We start from the raw sequence: 23,061 nt of genomic DNA, 5'->3' as shown, positions 1-23,061 counted from the left end.
GATTATCCCTTGACTGCGCCGGCGGTAATGCCGCGCACGAACCAGCGACCCGAACCGAAATAGACGATCAGCGGAACCAGGGCCGTAAGGATGGTTGCCGCCATGTTGACGTTGTAGAGCTTCTCGCCTTGGGTGGAGTTGACGATGTTGTTGAGCTGAACCGTCATCGGGAAGTTTTCCCGCCCGGCGAAGACCACGCCGAAGAGGAAGTCGTTCCAGATGCCGGTCACCTGCAGGATGGCCGCCACCACCAGGATCGGGATCGACATGGGGATCATCAGCCGGAAGAAGATCTGCCACAATCCGGCGCCGTCGACGCGTGCTGCCTTGAACAACTCCATCGGCAGGCTGGAATAATAATTGCGGAACAGCAGCGTCAGCACCGGCAGGCCGAAGACCGTGTGGGTGATGATGATGCAGGGCAGCGTCGAATAGATACCGACGCCGCGGTAGATGAGCACCAGCGGATAGATGAACACCTGATAGGGAATGAAGGCGCCGAGCAGCAGGACGGCGAAGAGAACATTGGCCCCCTTCACCCGCCAGAAGGACAGCGCATAGCCGGTCAGCGACGAGATGAAAATGGAGAGTATCATGCTCGGGATCAGGATCTTCACCGAATTCCAGAAACCGACGCTGATGCCGCCGCATTCGAGACCGGTGCAAGCCGTGCTCCACGCCTGCACCCAGGCTTCGCCTGTCCAGACCTGCGGAAAGGCGAAGATATTGCCTTGGCGGATTTCCGGCATGGATTTCAGGGAGGTGACGATCATCACATAAAGCGGCAGCAGGAAGAACAGAGCCGCGATGACGAGGAAAGCGTAAAGGCCGATGCGCGCCGGAGATAGATGCTGCGGCTTACGCCCGGTCGGCCCACCCGCAGCGACTGCGACGGAAGAAGGCATTGTCATCAGTTCCCCCTCGGTTTTTCACGGAAATATTCGTAGTAGAGCCACGGCGTGACCAGGATGACCACGGTGATGAACATCACGGTCGAGGCCCCGGTCGCGAGACCGATATTGCCGCGGCCGAAGAGGTAATCCATGATGAATTTTCCCGGCACCTCGGTCGATATCCCAGGCCCGCCGCCGGTGGTCGCCAGCACCAGCTCGTAGACCCTGACCACGGCGATCGCCAGAAGCACGCTGGCGGTGATGATGGTCGGCCTCAGGATCGGAATGACGATGTGGAGATAGACGCGCCATGCCGGCACGCCGTCGATGCGTGTTGCCTTCCAGAGCTCGCGATCGACGCCGCGCAATCCCGCCAGCATGATCGCCATCACCAGTCCGGACGACTGCCAAATGCCGGCAAGCACGATGACGTAGAGCGCGAGATCGCTTTGGACGATCCAGTCGAAACGAATCCAGGTGAACCCGATGCTGTCGGCGACCTTCTGCAGGCCGAGCGTCGGGTTCATGATCCACTGCCAGACAAGCCCGGTAACGATGAAGGACATTGCGAAGGGATAGAGAAAGATCGTTCGGAACGTATTTTCGAACCGGACTTTCTGATCGAGCGCGACGGCCAGAAGAAAGCCAAGGATCAGGCAGCCGGCGATGAAGAGTACGCCGAAGACGACAACGTTCTGCAGGGATAGCAGCCAGCGCGCCGTCGTGAACAGTCGTTCGTACTGCTTGGTGCCGACAAAGATGTTGACCGGCAGCACCTTGCTGTCGGTGAACGATATCCAGATGTTCCAGACAACCGTCACGACATAGGCGAGCAGGACGATGATAAAGGCTGGAAACAGGGCAACATAGGCGGAAAGATGCCGCTTCTTCCTAGTGGCAGTCGTCCCGGCGCCGGCCCCAGCAATGGCTCCGGCAGCAGTTTCGGGGGTACTCATGGCGTCAGCTCCTCCTCATTCATGGAAACCGGCGGCAGGTAGGCCCTGCCGCCGCATGGATGTCGGATGAGGCTTACTTCGCCTGCTCGATGACCTGTGCGAACTGGGTTGCGAACTGGTCGGCTGTCATGCTCGGGGTCGTCCAATACTGGGCAACGAGGTCCTGTTCGGTCTGAACGATGTCCTGAGCCGTGAGCACGTCCGGCGCAAGGATCTGACGGGTCGGATCCTTGAGCGCGGTCAGGCCCTTCTGGGCGCAGGCGTCAAGCTTCGACGTATCAACGTCGAGGCGGACCGGCACGGAGCCCTTCTTGGAATTGAAGGCGAGCTGGCCTTCCTTGGACATGATGACCGTTGCCAGCAGCGTCTGTGCATCGGTCGCCGTCTTGTCCTTCAGGACCGGGAAGACGAAGATATCGCCGCCCATCATGAAGTTGGATTCACCCGGTCCGAGGATGCAGCCGAAATCCTTGTCGGCGACCATGTTGGCATGGATGAATTCACCCTTCGCCCAGTCGCCCATGAACTGGATGCCGGCCTTGCCGTCGATCAGCATGCCGGTCGCCACGTTCCAGTCGCGGTTCGGGCTGCCCGGGTCCTGATAGTTGCGCAGCTTGGCGAAGACTTCCGCTACGTGCTTGAACTTGTCGGACTTGACGGCGTCGGTATCGAGATCCTTCCAGACCTTGCTGTAAAGCTCCTTACCGCCCTCCCCGAGCAGGATGGAGTTGAACATCGACTGAAGCTGCCAGGGCTGACCGCCGACGGCGACAGGGATCAGGCCAGCGGCTTTGATCTTGTCGAGAGCGGCAAACATCTCATCCCAGGTTTTCGGCTCTTCGGTCACACCGGCTTTCTGGAAGACGGCCTTGGAATAGAAGATCCAGTTCTGGCCATGGTCGTTGATCGGTGCGCCGTAAATATGACCTTGATACTGGATAGCATTGTAGAAGGCCGGCGTCAGTGCCGATTTCCAGTCCTGTTCCTTGGCGAGATCGTCGAGCGTACGCAGCAGGCCCTGCTGAGCCAGATCGTTCATTTGCGTGCCGGTGTTGAACTGCATAGCTGTCGGCGGGTTGCCGCCGATGATGCGATTGATGCCGATCGGACGTGCGGTCGAGCCGGACCCTGCGATCGCGGTGTCCACCCATTGGCCACCGGCGGCGTTGAATGCATTGGCCAGTTCGCGCACGGCGGCAGCTTCGCCACCGGACGTCCACCAGTGCAGGACCTCGGCTCTCTTCCCCTCAGCCTGAGCGCCGGTAACGCCGACTGCGATCAGCGCCGTGGCGCCAACCAATGCCATTAACAATCCACGCATATGCTCCTCCTCTTTTGATGGCGTTCTTCTGAACACCTGTATTTCAGCCGCCGCCGTCCGAAGACATCGGCTGCCGAATGCTGTCGTCCTCCAAGATTGCGCCGCCGGGCCTCCATTCCCTGCGGCGAACGGGCAATGCTTCCTCGACATCGCCCCTTCGTCAAGCATGCAGTCTGGAAGGACTGCCAATTCTCCTAACTCTCTATAACGCAGCCTATGCGAAACGTCCCTCATTAATTGTGCGCGGGATCGGATCTGGCCGGCCACAACTGCTGCGAATTGCAACCGCCTTGCGCGACTGTGCCGAACGTTCGAAGGCCATCATCACCTCCAGCGCGTGGAAGGCGAGCTCCGAGGATACGCGATGCTGGCGCCCTGCGCGAAGGGAATCTACCATTTCGGCCGCGCCCAAACCACGCAGGCCCAGATGGCCCGGCACACCTTCCGTGTAGGGATGATCGACCGGGATTTCTTCCCAATCCTCACCGCCATCGCGGAATATTTCAACTTTGCCGGCAAAGTTGTTCGGGTCCGGTGTTACCATGCTTCCTTCGGAGCCGTAAATCTCGATCTGATTGTGCTTATGCTTGATGACATCGAAGCTCGTGGCAATGGTGATCGTCGCACCGTTGTGAAACTCCATAACGCCAGTCAGATGCGTCGGCACCATCACCTTGATCGTCTCACCTCGGCGCGGATCGGTCTTCACCGTGCGTTCGATGCGGGTGATCTTGGCGGTGCCGAAGACTTCGCGCACCGGACCAAGCAACGCGATGAGATTGGTGACGTAATAGGGACCAACATCGAGCATGGGGCCGCCGCCACGGCCATAAAAGAAGGCCGGGTTCGGATGCCAGTGCTCGTGGCCGGGGAGAAGCAACATGGCCGTGGCCGACACCGCCTTGCCGATACGGCCTTCATCATATAGCCGGCGCGCCAATTGATGCCCGCCGCCGAGGAACGTGTCGGGCGCGCAGCCGAGACGCAGGTCGCCGGCACGAGCGACCGACATCAGGTCTTCGGCCTCCGCCATGCTGATGCCAAGCGGCTTTTCCGAATAGACATGCTTGCCGGCGAGAAGCGCCTTCTTGCTGATCGAATAATGCGAAACCGGTGTCGTCAAGTTGATGATCAAACCGATTTCCGGGTCGGCAAGCATGGTATCCAGCGAGACGACCGCGATGCCGAATTGGGCGGCGAGCTTTTTTGCCGGCTCCTCATAGAGGTCATAGATCGACTTGACGCGGATGAAATCGAACATGTGCAGGGTAGCGACATAGGTGGCGCTGATATTGCCGGCGCCGACGATGCCGACTTTCATGGGTGCGGTGCTCATGAATATGGCCTCTAAGAGATGATGATGTTGAGTTCAGCAGCGGCGTCGCGCAGATAGCTCATGCCACGCCGCATCTCCTGATCGAATTCGGGCGTCGCCTCGCGGAAGTGCGTCCAGTGCGACGCGCCGGGCGCATCCTCCAGCTCCAGCGTGATCGGGCCGGAATAGCCGATCGCCCGCAGAGCGGAGAAGATCGCCTTCCAGTCGATCTTGCCGCGGCCCGGACGCCAGTGGGCATTGGTATGGCCTTCATTGTCGGAGAAATGCGTGTTGAAGATGCGGTCGCCAAGCGCCAGCACGACATAATGCGGCATGTCGCCGGCCGGGAAGAGATGGCTGGGGTCGAAGTTCAGGCCCAGGTTCGAAGCACCGGTGCGCTCGATCAGCCGGAGCATGCCCTGGCCGGAGCTGACCCAGCGATAGGGATGGGGCTCGATGGCGACGCGCAACCCGGCCGAGCCCGCAATTTCGCATGCCTTGGCGAAACCATCGACGACGACGTTATATTCCGCCGACCAGTTCCATTGCGGCTCGACGGCGGCCGTCCACTCCTGCGAGATCGGCCGCTGCAGGATCGGCTTGACGTCGGATTGGAATGGATAGGGCGTCATGCTGGTCATGATCGGCGCGCCGATCTCGACCGCGACATCGATGCCGCGCTTGTAGCCGTCGAGATCGACGGTGGAGAAGGCGGCGCCCGTCTGACGGCTAAAGGGCAGATTGAAGAAGAAATTGGTGAGCGCCAGTCCCTCGCCCTCAGCAATCTCCTTCAGACCGCGGATCGTCGCCGGGCTATAATAGTCCAACATATCGACCGACCAGGCGGTGAGCTCGAAACCCTTGCAGCCGCTCCGCGCAAGCCGCCTCAGCGGCGCCTCATAAGGCGGGTTCCAGTTGAACGTCCAGATTGGAGATCCGAAGAAAAGCGAGCCTGTGCCCACGGCATCCTCCCATGGTATGCGGTCGCCTGCGAGATACGAGGCTCCGTTCTCTGCTGACATTGCCTGCCGCACAGAGCCTCAAACCCCTCCGATCGGCAATACGTAACGTTACGAATGATAGATAAGCGCAATCCTGTCAAGCAGCCACTTTCAAGGCATTACCTTGGGATTTTGCGGCATTATCTGAAATAATAACGTTACGAATAGCTTCGACGGATAACTTGACGTTGCGAAGCGAATTGAAATTACGAAGAGAGCGCCTGACTGTCGTGATCTACGAATTCGGCACGGACGAGTTCGCGCAGGTCGCTAGGATCGTCGCCGCCAATCGCGCGGAGCAAGAGGGAGGCCAGGCGCTCCCCGATGATATAATTGGAATAAAAAAAGGCACTGAGCGGCGGATTGAAGAAATCGTGCAATCGCGTACCGCCATAGGTGACCAATCCGAAATCCTTGCCCGTATGCCGGCCGGCCTTGCGCAGCCCGGCGAGGAAACCGAGAGCGGCTTCTTCACTGGCGACGAAGGCGCCGGTCGCCTCCGGATGCCAGGCGGCGATATTTTTGGCCAGCTCCTCGCCGCTGTCCGGCGTCGTTGCGGCAAAATGGATGAGTTCATCAGGAACGGGGAGATTGCGCGACGTAAACGTTTTGCTCCAGCCTTTGACGAATTGCAGGCTGTAGGTGAACTGGCTGGACGGCGCGATCAAGAGGGGCCGGCGATGGCCGGCATCAAGAAGCAACCGCGCCGCTTCCGCACCGATCGTCTCATGATCGAGGTCGACGCTAGGGTGGACGCTTAGGAGCTCGGTGCGCCCAAAGGTGACGAAGGGCGTGCTGACCTCCAGCAAATATTTGACGCGGTCGTCCTGCGGTCTCGTATGGGTGATGATGATGCCGTCGACGGAGCCCTCTTCGACGAGATCGCGAACCGTCGCCAAAGGGTCATCCGCCTGTAGCTGCGGCACCACGGTGGTCCGGTAGCCGCAGCTCTTCATATGGCGCGACACGCCTTCCACAAGCGATGCGACGACGATGTTCATCTCGCCTTCGCGCTCAAAAGGCAGCACGATGCCGATCGCATGGGTCTTGCCGGTCCGAAGATTGAGGCCGCCGAGATTTGGGCGATAGCCGAGTTCGCCGGCGACCCGTTTCACCAGCTCGATCGTTTCGCGACTGACTTCAGGGCCTTCCTTCAAGGCGCGGCTGACCGTGGTGATCGACAGGCCAAGTGCGGTTGCGACCGTGCGCAACGTCACCCGCTGACCTGCATCACGCCGCAAGCCACGCCCTATCGCCGATCCCTGCATGCTGGACAAATCCCTTCGCTTTATATCGTCCGCGCGACAATGCCCGCTGCCGAATGCGCGTGCAAGCACTCTTGGGTCGTCGGTTAGGCACTAATCTCAATGCATTTCCTTTGCGCGCCATATGCGAAATGTCGAGCGTGGCGCTGTGCTGGTGTTAGGATCGCGCTATTTCATTTCTCTCATCGGTCAGTACGAAAGGCGGGTTACATGTCGCAGGCTGTGGTTTTCAAACTTCTCGGCAGGCGAGTGCGGCTCGGCCTGATCGGCGGCGCACAGGGCTCGCTTATTGGTCCGGTACATCGCACGGCCGCCCGCCTCGACGATTGCTTCGATCTCGTTGCCGGCGTCTTTTCCTCCGATCCGGAGCGGTCGCTCAACTCCGCCCATGCCTTCGGCATCAAGCGCGGTTATGTAGACGTCGCAAGCATGATCGAAGCCGAAACCGTGCGGGCCGACGGCATCGACGCCGTCGCCATCATGACGCCGAACGACAGCCATTATGAATACGCTGCGGCCGCGCTCGACGCCGGTCTTGACGTCATCTGCGACAAGCCGCTGACCAACGACTACGACAGCGCGCTGGCGCTCGCCCGCAAGGCGCATGACCGCGGCCGTATCCTGTCGCTCACCCATAACTACTCCGGCTATCCCATGGTGCGCGAGGCGCGCGCCACCGTCACCAGTGGCGAAATCGGCGCTCTCCGTCTCGTCAATGTCCGCTACGTGCAAGGCTCGCTTAGCCGACCCGTCGAGGCCGAGCCGGATAAGATGGCGCCACGCACCAAATGGCGGCTCGATGCGGCCAAAGGCGGCAAGAGCCATGTGCTTGGTGATATCGGCGTGCATGCGCATCAATTGATGAGCTTTGTTTGCGGGCGCCGCATTGCCGCTGTTCTTGCGGATGTCGGCCCATCGCTGCCCGGCCGCATGGCACATGACACCGCGCAAGTGATCCTGAAGTTCGATGACGGCACGCGGGGCCAGATGCTGGTGAGCAAGGTGGCAACCGGCGCGCAGAATGTCGTCAGCATCGAGGCTTATGGCGAAGACGGCGGCATCTCCTGGAACCAGGCCGAGGCCAACGATCTGCGTGTCATGCGGCTGAACCGCGCCGACGAGCTACGCACACGCGGCCTGCCGAGCCTGCACCCGCACGCCCAGCGAGGCACCCGCCTCCCCACCGGCCATCCTGAAGCCTTCTTCGAAGCCTTCGCCAATATCTACACAGATTTCGCCGAGCTGGTAGCCGCCCGCATTGCCGGCGCCGAGCCCGATCCGCTGGCCCACCTAACGCCCAATGCCTGGACCGGCGTCGACGGTCTGGCCTTCATCGATGCTTGCCTGGAGTCGACGGCGACAGGAACCTGGGCTGAAGTGGTCTACGAGCACGATCGGTTCTGATTTCCGGACAGCAAGTCTGGGCGTCAAATTTCTTCGTCAGCTCGGCACACCGCAGATTTCGATACGCATCCATATCACCTCTCGCAACCGCACAAGAATCGGACTAGATATATCCGCATAGGTTGTATATTGGCGGCTTTCATGGATAAGTATACGAAGACGATTTTGCCTGTAATAGCGACTGCGCTGGTAGCCATCGCGTTGCAGAATTTTATTACGCCTGCCCAAGCCGTCGGAAAGGGCTGCGGCTTCAACATGTATAATCCGTGCTATGTCAAAACCGCCCCTTAAGGGGCGCCGGCATCGGAAATCTCGGCCAGTCTTTTCCGTCTGGCGTCTTCCTCAGTACCAGGAAAGAGAGTCGGCACCTACAGTGCATTGAAGCCAAGACCGGCAGCCCATTCGCGTAGGTCGTGCAGTGCCCGACCGCAAATGAGGCTGCGCCTGATTTGGCTTCAATTCCGTCGATATGTCAGGAAGCAGCAACCTTCCGGGCGGCTGCGATTGCGGTGCGAGCACCGGCGCGGAGCTGAGCTGTTTCGGCGCCGGCAATGACGAGATCCAGGCCGAGCTTCAGGAATTGACCGGCGCGTTCGCCGTCAGTGCCGAAAGCGCAGATCAACTTGCCATGGGCGCGGCAACGCGCCACGGCATGTGCCAATGTCTGATCGATCGCAGCGCTGTCGGGCGCGAGACGCGCACCATTCGAGAGCGCGATGGAGAGATCGGATGGGCCGATGAAAATGCCGTCAATGCCGTCAACCGCGAGGATTTCGTCGATGGCATCGAGCGCGGCCCGGGTCTCGACCATGGCGATGGTGACGGTCAGTCCATTGGCACCCTGCAGATACTCGTCAGCGGCGATGCCGAAATGATTGAGCGCGAGCGACGGCCCCCAACTGCGTTCACCGAGCGGCGGATATTTCGTTGCTTTCACCAAAGCGCGGGCGTCATCGGCAGAATTGATCATTGGCGCAATGATGGCGGAGGCCCCGGCATCGAGCAGCCGCGAAGCCGACGCGAAATCGCCGACGGGGATGCGCGCGATGGCCGGCTTGCCGGCGAGGCGCACCTGCGAAATGCCGTTCGCCGCAGAGGCCATGTCCCACATGCCATGCTGCATATCGAGGACGATCGCGTCGAAAGCCTCCTGCGACAGGTGATTCACCAGAAGCGGATCGGGCGTGCCGATCCAGGCTGAGATCATGCCTCCATTTTCCCGGCGCTTCAGGCGGCCCGCGAAACCGTCGATATCAGTGGTCATAGTGATTTTCCTCGATTGCCAAGCCCGCCAAGGGGAGGCCGAATTGCTTCATGCCGCCGAAGGGGCGACGGCCCTGGAAATAAGATTTTCGTCGCTGCCGACAATAGCGAATTCCAGCGCCTCGGCTACCCGAAAGATACGGCCGATGGGTATCGGCTATCCGACGACGGCGACCGCGACAAGCTGAGGGAGCTTGCCGCGGTCCAACTCAAGCCTTCGAAGGAAGGATAGATGCAGTATCAATGAGCCCCTGCCCCGCCGCCGGCCTGCGGCTTGCGGGCAAAAAGGGTAGCGATCGCCGCGGTCGCCAGCAGGATGCCGATGACAGCGAAGGTGTCGCTGAAGCCCATGATCAGGGCCTGCCGCTTGATGACGCTGCCAAGAGCGACCGTTGCCTTCTGCGCGGCAAGTGCGTGATCCGAGACGCCATGCGCCAGGAAATAGTTGGTCGTCTGCGTCAACCGCTCCCTCACCTCGTCGCGTGCCAGCGTCACCGACTGGCCGATGATATTGGAGTGGAACTGCTCGCGCTTGGTGAGCACGGTGCCGAGCGTCGCCGTGCCGACTGCACCGCCGAGATTTCGCAGCATGTTGGTCAGGCCGGACGCGGCGGCGGCATCGGCGGGTGCGATACCGGCCGTGGTGATGGCGGTGATCGGGGTGATGACCATGGCCTGGCCGATGGCGCGCACGATATTCGGAATCCAGAACTGATCACCGGCGGTGTCGGCAGACAGCGTCACGTTCATGAAGCAGCTTATGGCAAAGATGCCGATACCAAGGAAGCCGATATAACGGACGTCAAAACGCTTCATCATCATCGGAACCAGCGGAATGAGGATGAGTTGCGGCAGGCCGGTCCAGGCCAGCACGTTGCCGATCTGCTCGGCATTGTAGCGCTGCACCTGGCCGAGATATTGCGGCAGGATATAGACCGAGCCGAAGAGCGCGAAACCGACCAGCACGTTGACGAGAACGCCGATGCCGAAATTGCGTTGCTTCAAAAGCCGCAGTTTCACCAGCGGGCTTTCAACGGTTAGCTCTATCCATATGAAGGCGCTCAGCGAAACGACGGCGATAGCGCTGAGTTTCAAGATGAAGGGCGAGGAGAACCAGTCATCCTTATTGCCCTCCTCGAGCACGGTCTGAAGCGCTGAAAGCCCGATTGCCATCGTCACAATACCGGCCCAATCGCCCTCCTTCAGGAGGCCAAGACGCATCGGCCCCTTCTCGAGCGTCAGTGCAAGCGCGATCGCCATGATGGCGCTCGGCAGGGCATTGATGAAGAAGATCGTCTGCCAGCCGTAATTCTCGGTCAGATAGCCGCCGATGGTGGGGCCGATGGCAGGGGCGACCGTGACCGAAAGCGCGAAGATCGCAAGCCCGGTCGGCTGCTGCACTTTGGGCAGCTTGGTGAGGATCATCGTGAAGGCCATCGGGATGAGCACGCCGCCGGCAAAGCCCTGCAGCCCGCGCAGCACGATCATTGTCCCGAGGTCATGCGCAAAGGCACAGGCAATCGAGAACAGCGGAAAGAGGATCGAATTTGCCAGTATGTAGCGGCGGAACGAGAAGACGTTGCTGAAAAAAGCCGTCAATGGAATGACGACGATTTCACCGATCAGATAGGACGTCGATATCCAGGCGCCGTTGTCAACGCCCGTGCCGATACCGCCCTCGATATCGAGAAGCGAGGCATTGGTGATCTGGATGTTGAGGATCGCCATGAAGGCGCCGATCATGCCGGCGAGTACGGCGATCCATTCCCTGGTGCTGGCCTTCGCGCTTGGCTGCGGGATGGCGCTGGTTGTGATGGTGGACATGGCTCAATACTCCTCATCCTTCACCGCTCACGCGCCGTGGCTCTCATTGGCCGTCTTGATGTCGATGCTCGGCTGCACCGACATGCCGGGACGCAGATCGCCTGATGTGGCGGTGTCGCCATCAAGGACGATCTTGACCGGGATGCGCTGTACGACCTTGGTGAAATTGCCGGTGGCATTATCCGGCGGCAGCAGCGCGAATTCCTGGCCGCTTGCAGGCGCCAGGCTATCGACATGGCCGTGATAGACGCGACCGGGGAACATATCGACTTCGATGTCGACCGGCTGGCCAGCATGGACATGGGTCAACTGCGTCTCTTTATAGTTCGCGACGATATAGGCGGCCGACGTCGGCACCACCGACATCAACTGCGTGCCTGCCTGCACATACTGGCCGACGCGGAGCGTGCGGTTGCCGATGACACCATCGAGCGGCGCGACGATCGCCGTGTAGGACAGATTGAGCTCCGCCTGGCTCTGGACGGCCTGGTCGTGAGCGAGCGTCGCCCTGGCCTGCGCCAGTTGCGCCTTCAACAGATCGACCTGCTTGATCGTCCCGGCGAGCGAAGCGGTATCGCGGTCGATCGCCGCGCGGGTGGCAGCGATCTGCGAAGCGGCCTGCTGTGCGGTCTGCACAGGCGCATAGCCGTTGACTGAGAGGCTTGCATAGCGCTTGTCATTCTGCTCGGCGAAGGTCTCATTGGCCTTGTCGACATCGACGGTCGCCCGGGCGGCCGCGATTAACGATTGCTGCATGTCGATAGAGGCCTGTTTGGCCTCGACATCGGCCTCGGCGGCGGCAACGTCGGCCTTGGCTTGATCGAGCGCCGTCTTGAAGTCGCGGTCGTCGACGCGGGCAAGCACCTGCCCTGCCCTGACCGTCTGATTGTCGTTGACGACGACATCGGTGATATAGCCGGAAATCTTCGGTGCGATGGCGCTGTTGTCGGCCTGAACATAGGCATCGTCGGTCGATACCTGGAAGCGGCCAACCGTCCAGTAGTTATGACCGTAGTAGGCAGCCGCAGCGATGACGGCGAGCGCCGAGGCACCGAGCAGAAACGACTTGCCCCGCTTCTTCGCCGCCGGCTTTTCCTCGGCGGCAATACGTAGCAATTCGACCGATACATCCGGCTTGCCGGCGTCCATGGTCGGTGCCTCGGCGACCGGCGCCTGCTTGCTGGCATTCAATACATGAACCTTATTTTCCACTGTCGTCTCTCCTGATGGCCGATTGTCTTGGTAGGGCGGAAGGCCCGCTAAAAATTCTTGGCCGCGCATTTAGGAAACGTGTTGTTTTCCAAAATATGCACTGTAGAATGGAAGTCAACAGGATTTTGGAAAATTACCATGGTCGAAAATCAATTAATTGAGAAGCGCGCACGCGGCCGACCGCAACTTCGCTGCGACGACGATACGAAAAGTCTGATCATCGAGGCTGCCGACACTCAATTTCGGGAAAGCGGCTATGCGGCCGCGAGCGTCAATGCGATCGCCCAATCCGCTGGTGTCTCGACCAAGACGCTCTATCGGCTGTTTCCGACCAAGGCGGACCTGTTCTCAAGCATTGTCTCCGACCGCATAAGCCGGTTTTTCCTGGCGCTGGACCAATCGACACTGGCGACGATGGATTTGCGGCAGGGCTTGGAGCGGCTGCTGACAGCCTATGGCATGCTGGCGATGTCGGATGACACCGTCGACATCATGCGTCTCGTCATCGCCGAATCGGACCGCTTTCCGGAAATCGCCACGTCCTTCTACGAGACGGCGATCGTCGGCTCGAACGCCATCATGGAAAAATGGCTGACGACGCAATGCGAGCGTGGGCTCATCCGTCTGGAAGACCCACATATGGCCTCCGGCATGCTGCGCGGAATGATGATCATGGAGCCGCAGCGCGCCGCCATCCTGCGCCAGCTCCAACCGCCGAACATCGCGGAGATCAGCCGCCGGGCGCGAATCTGCGCCGAGGTCTTCCTGAAAGGCTGCCAGGTTTGATTGGCATCAATCGTGGCACAGATCGAACGCGTCTCCAGGCGGTACACAGCAATTTGGCAATAGAGGACGTTGAAAGACATGCAGCAGCGCGATTTTTTCAAGCCGGGCCGTTCGGTCGCAGTTTCCGACAGAGGCATGGCGGCGACCTCGCATCCGCGGGCGACGCTCGCGGCTGTCGATATCCTGCGGGCCGGCGGCAGCGCGGTCGATGCGGCCGTAGCGGCGGTGGCGCTGCAGTCGGTCGTCGATCCGCATATGACGGGTATCGGCGGCGACTGCTTCGCTCTCTATAGCCCGGCTGGCGGCACGCCGATCGCGCTTAACGGCTCCGGCCGCGCTCCGCAAAAGGCGAAGCTCGATTACTTCCTTGAGAAGGGCTTTACCGCTATTCCTGACGATAGTCCGCATGCCGTCACCATTCCGGGCGCAGTCGATGCCTGGTGCCGGCTGATCGGCTCCTATGGCCGCTTCGATATGGGCCGTGTGCTTGCACCGGCAATCGCAGCCGCCGAAGACGGCTATTGCGTTACGCCGCGCGTCGAACTCGACTGGAGCCGCTATAGCGACCGGGTCGCAAAGTACCCGGCTTCCGCCGCCTATTTCCTGCCGCATGGCCGCGCGCCGCGCATCGGCGAACGCGTAGCTAACCCTGCCCTAGCCGCCACGCTGAAAGCCATCGTCAAGGACGGCCGCGATGCCTTCTATCGCGGCAAGGTCGCCGAAGAGATTACGCAGCTTCTACAATCGCTTGGCGGATTGCATGAAGAAAGTGATTTCGCTGACTACAAGGCGTTTGAGACCGTGCCGATCTCCGGCAAATACCGCGGCCGCGATCTATTGGAGTGCCCGCCGAATGGCCAGGGCCTCGCCGCGCTGCTGATCACTCGCATTCTCGACGGTTTCGACCTTCGCGACCCCAAGCTCACCGAAGCAGATCGCATCCACCTGCTCGCCGAAGCAACCAAGGCCGGTTATGCCAAGCGCGATCAGCTTATCAGCGATCCGGACCACCTGACATTCAGCATCGACGAACTATTGTCCGATCGATCGATTGCCGCCATGCGCTCGCAAATCAGCCTCGAACGCGCCGCTGACGTCTCGATCTGGGATGGGCCGACGCACAAGGACACGGTTTATGTCTCCGTCGTCGATCGTGATGGCAATGCGATTTCGCTGATCAATTCGATCTTCTTCGCTTTCGGCAGCGGCATCTATGCGCCGCATGCCGGCGTGCTGCTGCAGAACCGTGGTGCGGGTTTCGTGGTCAAGGAAGGCCACCCGAACGCCATCGGCCCGGGCAAGCTGCCTTTCCACACCATCATCCCGGCCATGCTGATGGAAAACGGCAAGACGCGCATGAGCTTCGGCGTCATGGGCGGGCAATACCAAGCTGCCGGCCACGCCCATATGCTGAGCCAGATGCTTGACCGCGATCTCGATCCGCAACAGGCAAGCGATCAACCCCGCACCTTCTGCTACGACGGCAAGCTCTCGCTCGAACCGACGATTTCGGAAGACATCAAGCGGGACCTTGAGCGCCGCGGCCATGTCACCGAATGGGCAGATGCGCCGATCGGCGGCGCACAGGCGATTTGGATCGATCACGAGCGCGGCGTCCTGCTCGGCGCCTCCGACCACCGCAAGGACGGCATCGCGCTGGGGTATTGAGTTCAGCATTGTAAAGTAAAGGCAATTGCTCAACGCCCCGCAGCATCCGAGGCGCGGGATTGCTGCGTGCGTAATGGAGATCCAGCGACGCATTGACGAAACTTTCAGTCACCCCTACTATAGGACTATAGTAGTCATATAGGTGACCCCATGAAGGAAATTCAGCTCAAGGATGCGAAGGCAACGCTTTCCGCCGTTGTAGATGAAGCTCTCAACGGCAATGCAGCTATCATTACTCGCCATGGCGAACGGACCGCTGTCATCATTTCTTATGACGAATATCAAAAATTGAAGCAGGTTCCGTCATTTGGTTGGTTGCTTACCAATGCACCGCTTGAAGATGACGACCTGCCAGCGCGCAAACCGGGCCGACTGCTACGCGATGATGATATCTAATGTATCTTCTGGATACGAATATCATCTCGGCTACATCGCCACTGCGCGCGCAAGATCTGCTATCGCAGGCGGTTCGGGCATGGATTGCAGCCCATGCCCATCAGTTTTATGTCTCCACCGTGACTGTTGCCGAAATAGAAACCGGGATTGCGAAAGCCCATCGGACAGGCGCCTCCAAGAAAGCTGAGTTGCTTGGCGAGTGGCTTGAACTCACTCTCCATCTTTATGGCGACCGCATCCTGCCGCTCGATATCGCAACTGCCCGCATCGCGGGGCGACTATTCGACCAAGCGGTCGGGCGGGGTGGAGATCCAGGTTTCGAAGATGCTGCGATTGCCGCAACGGCGCTGCGATACGATTACACGGTCCTCACCCGAAACCTAAGGCATTTCCGGCTGATGGATGCGCGTTCGCTCGATCCGTTCGCGAATCCACCGGAACTATAGCTCCTCAGATAATTCCGCCACTGCCTGCTGCCGAGGCAGGACGCTCGCCGGCAACTTGTCTGCGGTAGCCGCTTGCCCGATAAGCTGCCACCGGATCGATGGCCCCGCCGGTGCTGCGGCGGGCTTCCGCGAGTATGGGTTCGACGTCGGCGCGGTAGGCACGCTTCAGGGTTTCGGAGGCCATCAGGGCGTCGTTGGAGTCTTGGTAGTCCGCCAGCGCCTTGCGGTCGACGATCAATGCCTGCGCATAGGCGCGGCGGATTTCGTTAGCACTGGAAATCAGGCTTTCGATCGGGTCGGTGACATTGTGCGACTGGTCGATCATGTGGGCCGGATGGAAGCCTTTTACGCCGCGATGCTCTGCCTCAACCAATTCGTTGAAGACGAGGAACAGGCGATAGGGCTCGATCGCGCCGGCATCGAGATCGTCGTCGCCATATTTCGAATCGTTGAAATGGAAGCCGCCGAGCTTGCCGAACTGGATGAGGCGGGCGACGATCATCTCGATATTGGTGTTCGGCGCATGGTGGCCGAGATCGACGAGGCAGAAGGCCTTTGGCCCGAGGGTTTGGGCGATCAGGTAGTTCGTTCCCCAATCCTGCACGACGGTCGAATAGAAGGCCGGCTCGTACATCTTGTGCTCGGAAAATAGCCGCCAGTCATCCGGCAAGGCCTTGTAGATTTCCGCCATAGCGGCAAGGTAACGCTCGAATGCCTTGGTGAAATTGCTCTGACCGGGAAAGTTGGAACCGTCGCCGATCCAGACCGTGAGCGCCTTCGAACCGATCGCCTTGCCGATCTCGATGCATTCCAGATTGTGCTCGACAGCCTGGGCGCGGGTTGCGGCGTCAACATGGCTGAGCGAGCCGTACTTATAGGAATGCGCCTGGCCGGGAGCGTCGGAGAAGGTGTTGGAATTCATGGCATCGAAACCGAGGCCGAGCGCATCGCCCTTAGCCTTCAATTCCTTTGCGTCGGCCTTGTCCCAAGGAATATGCAGCGAAACGGTCGGTGTCGCCCGCGTCAACTGATGAATGACGGCGCAATCGTCGAGCTTGTCGAAAATGCCGCGTGGCTCGCCGGTGCCCGGAAAGCGGGCAAAGCGCGTACCGCCGGTGCCGACACCCCACGAGGGCACGGCGACGAAGAATTCGGAGACCTTTTTCGTCACCGCCTCGATATCGACGCCCCGGCGCGCAAGTGTCGCGCCGAGCGCCTCATAATCGGATTTCAGCGCATCGGCGCGCTTGTCGTTTTCCGCAGCGACCAGATCCGGCGCAATTCTAAACTCGGCCATTCTTTCCTCCCAGGTATGTCATTCGAAATATTACGGTGCGATCACCCTGCAAGCCATCACCCGCCCTCGCCCTTCGAGGGCCCTATGGGGCCACCTCAGGGCGAGAGCTGATCTTTCCGTCAGTTGGCGCAATCGCTCCTCCATCCTCATGGTGAGGCGCGCTGCCGCAGGAGCGAAGCGAGTGCGGCGGGGCCTCGAACCACGGGGGTGGCCCCGAGGCTGCCACTTCCTTACCAACTAGCGTGTAAAGCTCTGCGCGTTTCCGGCATCAACATTGATGATGTTGCCGGTCGACTTGGCGGAGAGGTCGGAAGCGAGGAAATAGATAGCCTCGGCAATATCTTCCGGGAAAACGTTGAGCTTCAACATCGAACGCTTGCGGTAATGTTCCTCCAGCTCGTCCACCTCGATCTTCGACGAGGCGGCGCGCTGTTCTCGCCATTCGCCATTCCAGATCTTGGAACCGCGCAGGACGGCGTCGGGATTGACCGTGTTGACGCGAACGCCCGCATCCGCGCCCTCGAGTGCCAGGCAACGCGCCAGATGGATTTCGGCGGCCTTGGCCGTGCAATAGGCGGCTGCATTCGGCGACGAGGCAAGTCCGTTCTTGGAAGCGACGAAGACGATGTTGCCGCCGAGATTCTGACGGCGGAAAAGCCGGAAGGCTTCGCGCGAGACGAGGAAATAGCCGGTAGCGAGAATATCGATATTGCGATTCCACATCGAAAGCTCCGTGCTTTCGATCGGCGCGGAAGAGGCAATGCCGGCGTTGGACACGAGGATGTCGATGCCGCCGAATTCGACGCAGGCTTCCGCGAAGGAGGAGATCACGCCGTCTTCCTTGGTCACGTCAAGTTTAACGCTGCGCACCGAGTCCGCACCGAATTTCTTGGCAAAATCTTCTTGCGTGTTCTCTAGTGCTGCCTGGTCGATGTCGGCCAGCACCACGCAGGCGCCCTCGCTCACCAGACGCGCCGCCGTGGCGCGACCGATGCCGCCGGCGCCGCCCGTGACGAAAGCAACGCGGCCGGCAAGGCTCTTTGGCTTCGGCATGCGCTGCAGCTTCGCCTCTTCCAGCAGCCAATATTCGATGTCGAAGGCTTCCTGTTCCGGCAGGCCCTGATATTCGGACACAGTCGAGGCGCCGCGCATGACGTTGATGGCATTGACGTAGAACTCGCCGGCAATACGCGCCGTCGCCTTGTCGCGGGCAAAGGAGAGCAGGCCCACGCCGGGAACCAGGAAGATCACCGGATTCGGATCGCGCATAGCCGGCGAATTGTCGTGCTTGCAGTCGTTGTAATAACGGGCGTAGTCGGCGCGGTAGTCTTTCAGCGCCTGGTCGAGACCGGCGATGACGGCATCGACGTCGGGCTTAGCCGGATCGAAATCGACGATCAGCGGCCGGATCTTGGTGCGCAGGAAATGGTCCGGGCAACTCGTGCCGAGCGCGCCGAGCGGACGGAGGTCGTTGGAATTGACGAATTCGAGCACGGCATCCTGATCATCGAAATGACCAAGCTTGCGCTCGGCCTTGCCGATGCGGCCGCGGATTTCCGGCATCAGCTTGGCAGCAATCGCGCGGCGTTCTGCCTGCGGCAGGCTCTGGACCGACGCTCCACCGAAGATGGTTTTACCTTCAGTCTTCGCCGCAAACCATTGAATTGCCTTGTTGATGATCGCAAGCGTCAGTTCGTAGCAGCTCTTTGCGTCATTGGCCCAGGTGAAGAGGCCATGGCTTTCGAGAACAACGCCCTTGGCATTCGGATGCGCCTTGACGAAGGCTTCGAGATCGAGGCCAAGCTGAAAACCGGGGCGCCGCCAGGGCAGCCAGCCGATGTCGTCACCGAAGATTTCGCGGGTCAGCTCGCGGGAATTCTTCGAAGCCGCGATCGCGATGATCGCGTCGGGATGCATGTGGTCGACATGGGTAAAGGGCACGAAGCCGTGCAACGGCGTGTCGATGGAAGCGGCGCGGGCATTGAGGTTGAAGGTGCAATGCGGCAGGAAGCCGACCATGCGGTCCTCGTCTGCAACGCCCTTGTAGATACTCTTCAGGCTTTCGAGCTTTTCCTGATAAAGCGTGGCGAAACCGTCGAGCTTGATGGTGCCGACATCGCCGCCGGAGCCCTTGACCCACAGCACTTTAACCTTTTCGCCGCTCAGCGGATCGGTTTCCATGACCTTGGCCGATGTGTTGCCGCCACCGTAATTGGTGATACGCTTGTCAGCACCGAGCAGATTCGACCGGTAGAGAAGCTTGCCCGGCTCATCGAGGCCGGCCGCATATGCATCATCCCAACGGTTTTCCAGAAGCTGAACGCCAGCCGCCATGTCATCCTCCCATAAGATCATGTCTTGCGGACGGTCCGAAACATGCTCAAACCGCCCTTGTTAATCACGATATCGCTCACGCATAGTCGCTTTGTCAATCGAAAACGATCAAATTTGATAATGCTGCGATGCAATATGAAAGTTTTTGAGCGTTTATGATTGACACTTTGTCACATTTGCGAAATAACCCGAGAAGGAGGAGCCGATGCACGAACGTGAACGCCATCGCATTATTTTGAGCGCCGTACAGGAAAAGCCTGTGGTGACAATTCAGGATATTTCCGAATTGACCGAGGCCTCCGAAGCGACGATCCGCCGTGATATCGCGGCCCTGCATGTGCAGGGAAAGATCCGGCGTGTACGTGGCGGCGCGGAATCGATCCACCCTCCGCAGCTCGGCAATTTGGCCGGACGTCCCTTCCGGGTTTCGGAAGGCGTCAATATCGATAAGAAACGAGCAATTGCGCGCAAGGCGGCCGAACTATGCGGCCCGGGCGACGCCATCATCATCAATGGCGGCACCACGACCTTCCAGCTCGTGCATTATATCTCGGCCTATCGGCTGCAGGTGATGACCAATTCCTTCGCCATTGCCGAGCATCTGGTCAAGCATTCCAAAAACACGGTGACGGTTCCGGGCGGCGCGATCTATCGCGAGCAGAGCCTGATCCTGTCGCCCTTCGACAACGACACGACCCGGAACTTCTACGCGCGGCGCATGTTCGTCGGCGCGCAAGGCGTCGGTCCGCTCGGCATCATGGAAGCCGATGCACTGGTAATCCAGAGCGAGCAGAAGCTGATGCGCCAGGCCGACGAATTGGTCGTGATGGTCGATTCCAGCAAGTTCCGTCAGCGCTCCAGCCTGATCCTCTGCCCGCTGGAGCAGGTGACGACCATCATCACCGATGACAGCGTTTCGGCGGAGACTGTACGCATGATCGAGGATGCCGGCGTGTCGCTGATTATCGCGAGCGTCACGGCGCAGGCCGAGAGGGAGGATTCCCCGTCCGTCGCATGAGATGCGCGGCTCAGGCGGGGTGAGCATAGACTATCAACTTTGGGAGGAAGAGACATGAATATTGCAAAGAAATTGGCGATCGGCGTTGCGCTGGCCGTCGCAATGATGGCCGGCACGGCAAGTGCGAAAGACATCAAGATCGGCCTCGTCGTGAAGTCGCTTGGCAACGGCTTCTTCGAAGCGGCCAACAAGGGCGCTCAGGAAGCCGCCAAGGAGCTTGGCGGCGTCCAGGTCATCTACACCGGTCCGACGCAGCCGACCGCCGAAGCCCAGATCGAAGTGATCAACTCGCTGATCGCACAGGGCGTCGACGCCATTGCTATCTCCGCCAACGACAAGGATGCTGTGGTACCTGCCTTGAAGAAGGCAGCGCAGCGCGGCATCAAGGTTATCTCCTGGGATTCCGGCGTGGCTCCGGCCGGCCGCATCCTGCAGCTCAATCCGTCTTCGAACGAGCTCATCGGCAAGATGTGCTTGACGCTCGCCAAGGATCATCTTGACGGCGGTAAGGGCAACTTCGCCATCCTGTCGGCGACTTCGACCGCCACGAACCAGAACATCTGGATCGGCGAGATGAAGAAGCAGCTCAAGGACTTCCCAGGCCTCAACCTGGTCACGACCGTCTATGGCGACGACCTTTCGGACAAGAGCTACCGCGAAGCCCAGGGCCTCCTGACCTCGCATCCGGAAGTCAAGGTTATCGTTGCTCCGACGACCGTCGGCGTGCTTGCCGCTTCGCAGGCCGTCAAGGATGCCGGCAAGATCGGCCAGGTCTATGTGACCGGTCTCGGCCTGCCGTCCGAAATGGCTGGCGCCATCAAGTCGGGCGCGACGAAGGAATTTGCAATCTGGAACCCGATCGACCTCGGCTATTCCGCAACGCAGATCTCCTACCGTCTCGTGAAGGGTGAAACCGACGGCAAGCCGGGTAGCGAAATCAATGCCGGCCGCATGGGCAAGATCAAGGTCGGAGACAATGGCGAAGCCGCCATGGCCGATCCCTTTGTCTACAATGCTTCGAACATCGATCAGTTCTCCAAGGTCTTCTGATCGACCGATCCATTCGCAGCTTTCCGGCGGCTTCGGCCGCCGGACTTGGTTAACTCATCCGGTGCATTGCTGATGACCACAGTCCTTCAACGACCCGCCACGGGCATGCCAAGCTTGGGCAATACCGCCATTCTGGAAATGCGCGGCATTTCGCAGATCTTTCCCGGCGTGAAGGCGCTCGACGGCGTCAGTATCTCGCTTTATCCCGGCAAGGTCACCGCCCTCATTGGTGAAAACGGCGCTGGCAAATCGACCCTCGTCAAGATTCTGACCGGCATCTATCGTCCGAACGAGGGCGAAATTCTCGTCGACGGCAAGCCGACCACGTTCCACAATGCCCAGGCCGCGATTGACGCCGGCGTCACCGCCATTCACCAGGAGACCGTGCTCTTCGACGAGCTGACGGTTGCCGAAAACATCTTTCTCGGCCATGCGCCGCGCACGAAATTCCGCACGATCGACTGGAAGACGATGAACAGCCGCTCAAGGCTGCTGCTGGAATCGCTGGAAAGCACCATCGATCCGTCGATCCGCCTGAAGGACCTCTCCATCGCGCAGCGCCATCTTGTGGCGATTGCCCGCGCGCTCTCGATCGATGCCCGCATCGTCATCATGGATGAGCCGACCGCCGCCTTGTCCCGCAAGGAAATCGATGACCTCTTTCGTATCGTCGAAGGTCTGAAGGCCAAGGGCAAGGCCATCTTGTTCATCAGCCACAAGTTCGACGAACTCTATGAAATCGCCGATAATTTCGTGGTCTTCCGCGATGGGCGCGCCGTTGGACACGGCCGTCTGAAGGAAACGCCGCAGGACGAGATCGTCCGCATGATGGTCGGCCGCGACGTCAAGGATGCCTTCCCGAAAGTGCCGGTCACGATCGGCAACGTCGTGCTCGAGGTCGAAAACTATTGCCACCGCACCGAATTCCGCGACATCTCCTTCAAGCTCCGGCGCGGCGAAATCCTTGGCGTCTATGGCCTGATCGGCGCCGGCCGTTCCGAACTTTGCCAATCGCTGTTCGGTATCACCAGGCCGCTCTCTGGCCGGCTGACGCTGAACGGCCAGGAGGTCCACATTCATTCGCCGCATGACGCGATCCGTGCCGGCATCGTCTATGTGCCGGAGGAGCGCGGTCGCCACGGGCTGGCGCTGCCAATGCCGATCTACCAGAACATGTCGCTGCCTTCACTGGGCCGGACTTCGCGCAAGGGCTTTCTCAAGGCAGCCGACGAATTCGCATTGGCCCGCAAATATGCCGAACGGCTGGATCTGCGCGCTGCCGCCCTTTCCGTGCCTGTCGGCACGCTGTCGGGTGGCAACCAGCAGAAGGTTGTGATCGGCAAATGGCTGGCGACGCAGCCGAAGATCATCATCCTCGACGAGCCGACCAAGGGTATCGATATCGGCTCCAAGGCAGCCGTCCACGGCTTCATCAGCGAGCTGGCTGCAGAGGGCCTCAGCATCATCATGATCTCCTCCGAACTGCCTGAAATTCTTGGCATGTCGGACCGGGTGCTGGTGATGAAGGAAGGACTTTCAGCGGGTCTCTTCGACCGTGAAGGCTTGACGCCGGAAACGCTGGTGCGCGCCGCCACGGGCAATGCATAGGGAG

The 23,061-nt window shown here is 60.1% G+C and carries 19 protein-coding genes; 8 read left to right on the top strand and 11 right to left on the bottom strand.

Going from position 1 to position 23,061, the window contains the following annotated elements:
• Positions 1-2 precede the first annotated feature (2 nt).
• From GGD50_RS14650 to GGD50_RS14625, 6 genes are all read right to left on the bottom strand, one after another.
• Positions 3-911, bottom strand: a complete 909-nt coding sequence (locus GGD50_RS14650; protein ID WP_183938078.1) for a carbohydrate ABC transporter permease — start codon at positions 909-911, stop codon at positions 3-5.
• The gene (locus GGD50_RS14645) at positions 911-1,849 is read right to left on the bottom strand and encodes a carbohydrate ABC transporter permease (protein ID WP_183938077.1); all 939 of its coding nucleotides are present in this window, start codon (positions 1,847-1,849) and stop codon (positions 911-913) included. The genes GGD50_RS14650 and GGD50_RS14645 overlap by 1 nt, the downstream gene beginning before the upstream one ends.
• A gap of 73 nt (positions 1,850-1,922) precedes the next feature.
• A complete protein-coding gene (locus tag GGD50_RS14640; protein WP_183938076.1) occupies positions 1,923-3,170 on the bottom strand; it encodes an ABC transporter substrate-binding protein in 1,248 nt (415 codons plus the stop codon).
• A 214-nt stretch (positions 3,171-3,384) separates the two neighbouring features.
• Positions 3,385-4,506, bottom strand: a complete 1,122-nt coding sequence (locus GGD50_RS14635; protein ID WP_183938075.1) for a Gfo/Idh/MocA family protein — start codon at positions 4,504-4,506, stop codon at positions 3,385-3,387.
• A gap of 11 nt (positions 4,507-4,517) precedes the next feature.
• Positions 4,518-5,447: a TIM barrel protein gene (locus GGD50_RS14630; RefSeq protein WP_183938074.1), complete on the bottom strand. Its 930-nt coding sequence runs from the start codon at positions 5,445-5,447 to the stop codon at positions 4,518-4,520.
• A gap of 245 nt (positions 5,448-5,692) precedes the next feature.
• Positions 5,693-6,754, bottom strand: a complete 1,062-nt coding sequence (locus tag GGD50_RS14625; RefSeq protein ID WP_183938073.1) for a LacI family transcriptional regulator — start codon at positions 6,752-6,754, stop codon at positions 5,693-5,695.
• Between the two features lie 207 nt (positions 6,755-6,961).
• On the opposite strand from GGD50_RS14625, the gene GGD50_RS14620 reads away from it, so the two are divergent.
• Positions 6,962-8,155, top strand: a complete 1,194-nt coding sequence (locus GGD50_RS14620; protein ID WP_183938072.1) for a Gfo/Idh/MocA family protein — start codon at positions 6,962-6,964, stop codon at positions 8,153-8,155.
• Positions 8,156-8,627: 472 nt separating this feature from the next.
• Here GGD50_RS14620 and GGD50_RS14615 read toward each other — a convergent pair whose 3' ends face one another.
• The 3 genes from GGD50_RS14615 to GGD50_RS14605 form a co-directional block, all read right to left on the bottom strand.
• Entirely contained in the window at positions 8,628-9,419 is a 792-nt protein-coding gene (locus GGD50_RS14615; protein ID WP_183938071.1) for an HpcH/HpaI aldolase family protein, read from the bottom strand.
• A gap of 239 nt (positions 9,420-9,658) precedes the next feature.
• Entirely contained in the window at positions 9,659-11,242 is a 1,584-nt protein-coding gene (locus GGD50_RS14610; protein ID WP_183938070.1) for a DHA2 family efflux MFS transporter permease subunit, read from the bottom strand.
• A gap of 27 nt (positions 11,243-11,269) precedes the next feature.
• Positions 11,270-12,391 (bottom strand): HlyD family secretion protein, encoded by a 1,122-nt coding sequence (locus GGD50_RS14605; RefSeq protein ID WP_183938298.1) that lies wholly within the window; start codon positions 12,389-12,391, stop codon positions 11,270-11,272.
• A gap of 201 nt (positions 12,392-12,592) precedes the next feature.
• Here GGD50_RS14605 and GGD50_RS14600 point away from each other — a divergent pair, with 201 nt between their 5' ends.
• The 4 genes from GGD50_RS14600 (at position 12,593) to GGD50_RS14585 (ending at position 15,750) form a co-directional block, all read left to right on the top strand.
• Complete coding sequence (locus GGD50_RS14600) at positions 12,593-13,240, top strand: TetR/AcrR family transcriptional regulator (protein WP_183938069.1); 648 nt, start codon at positions 12,593-12,595, stop codon at positions 13,238-13,240.
• A 78-nt stretch (positions 13,241-13,318) separates the two neighbouring features.
• Positions 13,319-14,908: a gamma-glutamyltransferase gene (ggt, locus tag GGD50_RS14595; RefSeq protein WP_183938068.1), complete on the top strand. Its 1,590-nt coding sequence runs from the start codon at positions 13,319-13,321 to the stop codon at positions 14,906-14,908.
• A gap of 150 nt (positions 14,909-15,058) precedes the next feature.
• Positions 15,059-15,304 carry a type II toxin-antitoxin system Phd/YefM family antitoxin gene (locus GGD50_RS14590; protein ID WP_183938067.1) on the top strand — a complete coding sequence of 82 codons (246 nt, stop codon included), beginning with the start codon at positions 15,059-15,061 and terminating at the stop codon, positions 15,302-15,304.
• Positions 15,304-15,750 carry a type II toxin-antitoxin system VapC family toxin gene (locus GGD50_RS14585; RefSeq protein WP_183938066.1) on the top strand — a complete coding sequence of 149 codons (447 nt, stop codon included), beginning with the start codon at positions 15,304-15,306 and terminating at the stop codon, positions 15,748-15,750. The genes GGD50_RS14590 and GGD50_RS14585 overlap by 1 nt, the downstream gene beginning before the upstream one ends.
• 4 nt (positions 15,751-15,754) lie before the next feature.
• Here GGD50_RS14585 and rhaI read toward each other — a convergent pair whose 3' ends face one another.
• Positions 15,755-17,047 carry an L-rhamnose catabolism isomerase gene (rhaI, locus tag GGD50_RS14580; protein WP_183938065.1) on the bottom strand — a complete coding sequence of 431 codons (1,293 nt, stop codon included), beginning with the start codon at positions 17,045-17,047 and terminating at the stop codon, positions 15,755-15,757.
• 237 nt (positions 17,048-17,284) lie between these two features.
• Positions 17,285-19,381 carry a bifunctional rhamnulose-1-phosphate aldolase/short-chain dehydrogenase gene (locus GGD50_RS14575; protein WP_183938064.1) on the bottom strand — a complete coding sequence of 699 codons (2,097 nt, stop codon included), beginning with the start codon at positions 19,379-19,381 and terminating at the stop codon, positions 17,285-17,287.
• A gap of 205 nt (positions 19,382-19,586) precedes the next feature.
• On the opposite strand from GGD50_RS14575, the gene GGD50_RS14570 reads away from it, so the two are divergent.
• The 3 genes from GGD50_RS14570 to GGD50_RS14560 all read left to right on the top strand — a co-directional run bounded on the left by GGD50_RS14570 (position 19,587) and on the right by GGD50_RS14560 (position 23,057).
• Positions 19,587-20,399, top strand: a complete 813-nt coding sequence (locus GGD50_RS14570; protein ID WP_183938063.1) for a DeoR/GlpR family DNA-binding transcription regulator — start codon at positions 19,587-19,589, stop codon at positions 20,397-20,399.
• Between the two features lie 54 nt (positions 20,400-20,453).
• Positions 20,454-21,449 (top strand): rhamnose ABC transporter substrate-binding protein, encoded by a 996-nt coding sequence (gene rhaS / locus GGD50_RS14565; RefSeq protein WP_183938062.1) that lies wholly within the window; start codon positions 20,454-20,456, stop codon positions 21,447-21,449.
• A 72-nt stretch (positions 21,450-21,521) separates the two neighbouring features.
• The gene (locus tag GGD50_RS14560; protein WP_183938061.1) at positions 21,522-23,057 is read left to right on the top strand and encodes a sugar ABC transporter ATP-binding protein; all 1,536 of its coding nucleotides are present in this window, start codon (positions 21,522-21,524) and stop codon (positions 23,055-23,057) included.
• Positions 23,058-23,061 lie beyond the last annotated feature (4 nt).

The sequence above is a fragment of the Martinezella paranaensis genome, from assembly GCF_014200235.1.
GTDB classification, from domain to species: domain Bacteria; phylum Pseudomonadota; class Alphaproteobacteria; order Rhizobiales; family Rhizobiaceae; genus Rhizobium; species Rhizobium paranaense.
This window is presented reverse-complemented; position numbering and strand designations above follow the sequence as displayed.

What these genes read in the sequence shown, in the direction of transcription:
- GGD50_RS14650 (WP_183938078.1), bottom strand. Translation starts at nt 911, where the DNA reads ATGACAATGCCTTCTTCCGTCGCAGTCGCTGCGGGTGGGCCGACCGGG.
- GGD50_RS14645 (WP_183938077.1), bottom strand. Translation starts at nt 1,849, where the DNA reads ATGAGTACCCCCGAAACTGCTGCCGGAGCCATTGCTGGGGCCGGCGCC.
- GGD50_RS14640 (WP_183938076.1), bottom strand. Translation starts at nt 3,170, where the DNA reads ATGCGTGGATTGTTAATGGCATTGGTTGGCGCCACGGCGCTGATCGCA.
- GGD50_RS14635 (WP_183938075.1), bottom strand. Translation starts at nt 4,506, where the DNA reads ATGAGCACCGCACCCATGAAAGTCGGCATCGTCGGCGCCGGCAATATC.
- GGD50_RS14625 (WP_183938073.1), bottom strand. Translation starts at nt 6,754, where the DNA reads ATGCAGGGATCGGCGATAGGGCGTGGCTTGCGGCGTGATGCAGGTCAG.
- GGD50_RS14620 (WP_183938072.1), top strand. Translation starts at nt 6,962, where the DNA reads ATGTCGCAGGCTGTGGTTTTCAAACTTCTCGGCAGGCGAGTGCGGCTC.
- GGD50_RS14615 (WP_183938071.1), bottom strand. Translation starts at nt 9,419, where the DNA reads ATGACCACTGATATCGACGGTTTCGCGGGCCGCCTGAAGCGCCGGGAA.
- GGD50_RS14610 (WP_183938070.1), bottom strand. Translation starts at nt 11,242, where the DNA reads ATGTCCACCATCACAACCAGCGCCATCCCGCAGCCAAGCGCGAAGGCC.
- GGD50_RS14605 (WP_183938298.1), bottom strand. Translation starts at nt 12,391, where the DNA reads ATGGACGCCGGCAAGCCGGATGTATCGGTCGAATTGCTACGTATTGCC.
- GGD50_RS14600 (WP_183938069.1), top strand. Translation starts at nt 12,593, where the DNA reads ATGGTCGAAAATCAATTAATTGAGAAGCGCGCACGCGGCCGACCGCAA.
- ggt (WP_183938068.1), top strand. Translation starts at nt 13,319, where the DNA reads ATGCAGCAGCGCGATTTTTTCAAGCCGGGCCGTTCGGTCGCAGTTTCC.
- GGD50_RS14590 (WP_183938067.1), top strand. Translation starts at nt 15,059, where the DNA reads ATGAAGGAAATTCAGCTCAAGGATGCGAAGGCAACGCTTTCCGCCGTT.
- GGD50_RS14585 (WP_183938066.1), top strand. Translation starts at nt 15,304, where the DNA reads ATGTATCTTCTGGATACGAATATCATCTCGGCTACATCGCCACTGCGC.
- rhaI (WP_183938065.1), bottom strand. Translation starts at nt 17,047, where the DNA reads ATGGCCGAGTTTAGAATTGCGCCGGATCTGGTCGCTGCGGAAAACGAC.
- GGD50_RS14575 (WP_183938064.1), bottom strand. Translation starts at nt 19,381, where the DNA reads ATGGCGGCTGGCGTTCAGCTTCTGGAAAACCGTTGGGATGATGCATAT.
- GGD50_RS14570 (WP_183938063.1), top strand. Translation starts at nt 19,587, where the DNA reads ATGCACGAACGTGAACGCCATCGCATTATTTTGAGCGCCGTACAGGAA.
- rhaS (WP_183938062.1), top strand. Translation starts at nt 20,454, where the DNA reads ATGAATATTGCAAAGAAATTGGCGATCGGCGTTGCGCTGGCCGTCGCA.
- GGD50_RS14560 (WP_183938061.1), top strand. Translation starts at nt 21,522, where the DNA reads ATGACCACAGTCCTTCAACGACCCGCCACGGGCATGCCAAGCTTGGGC.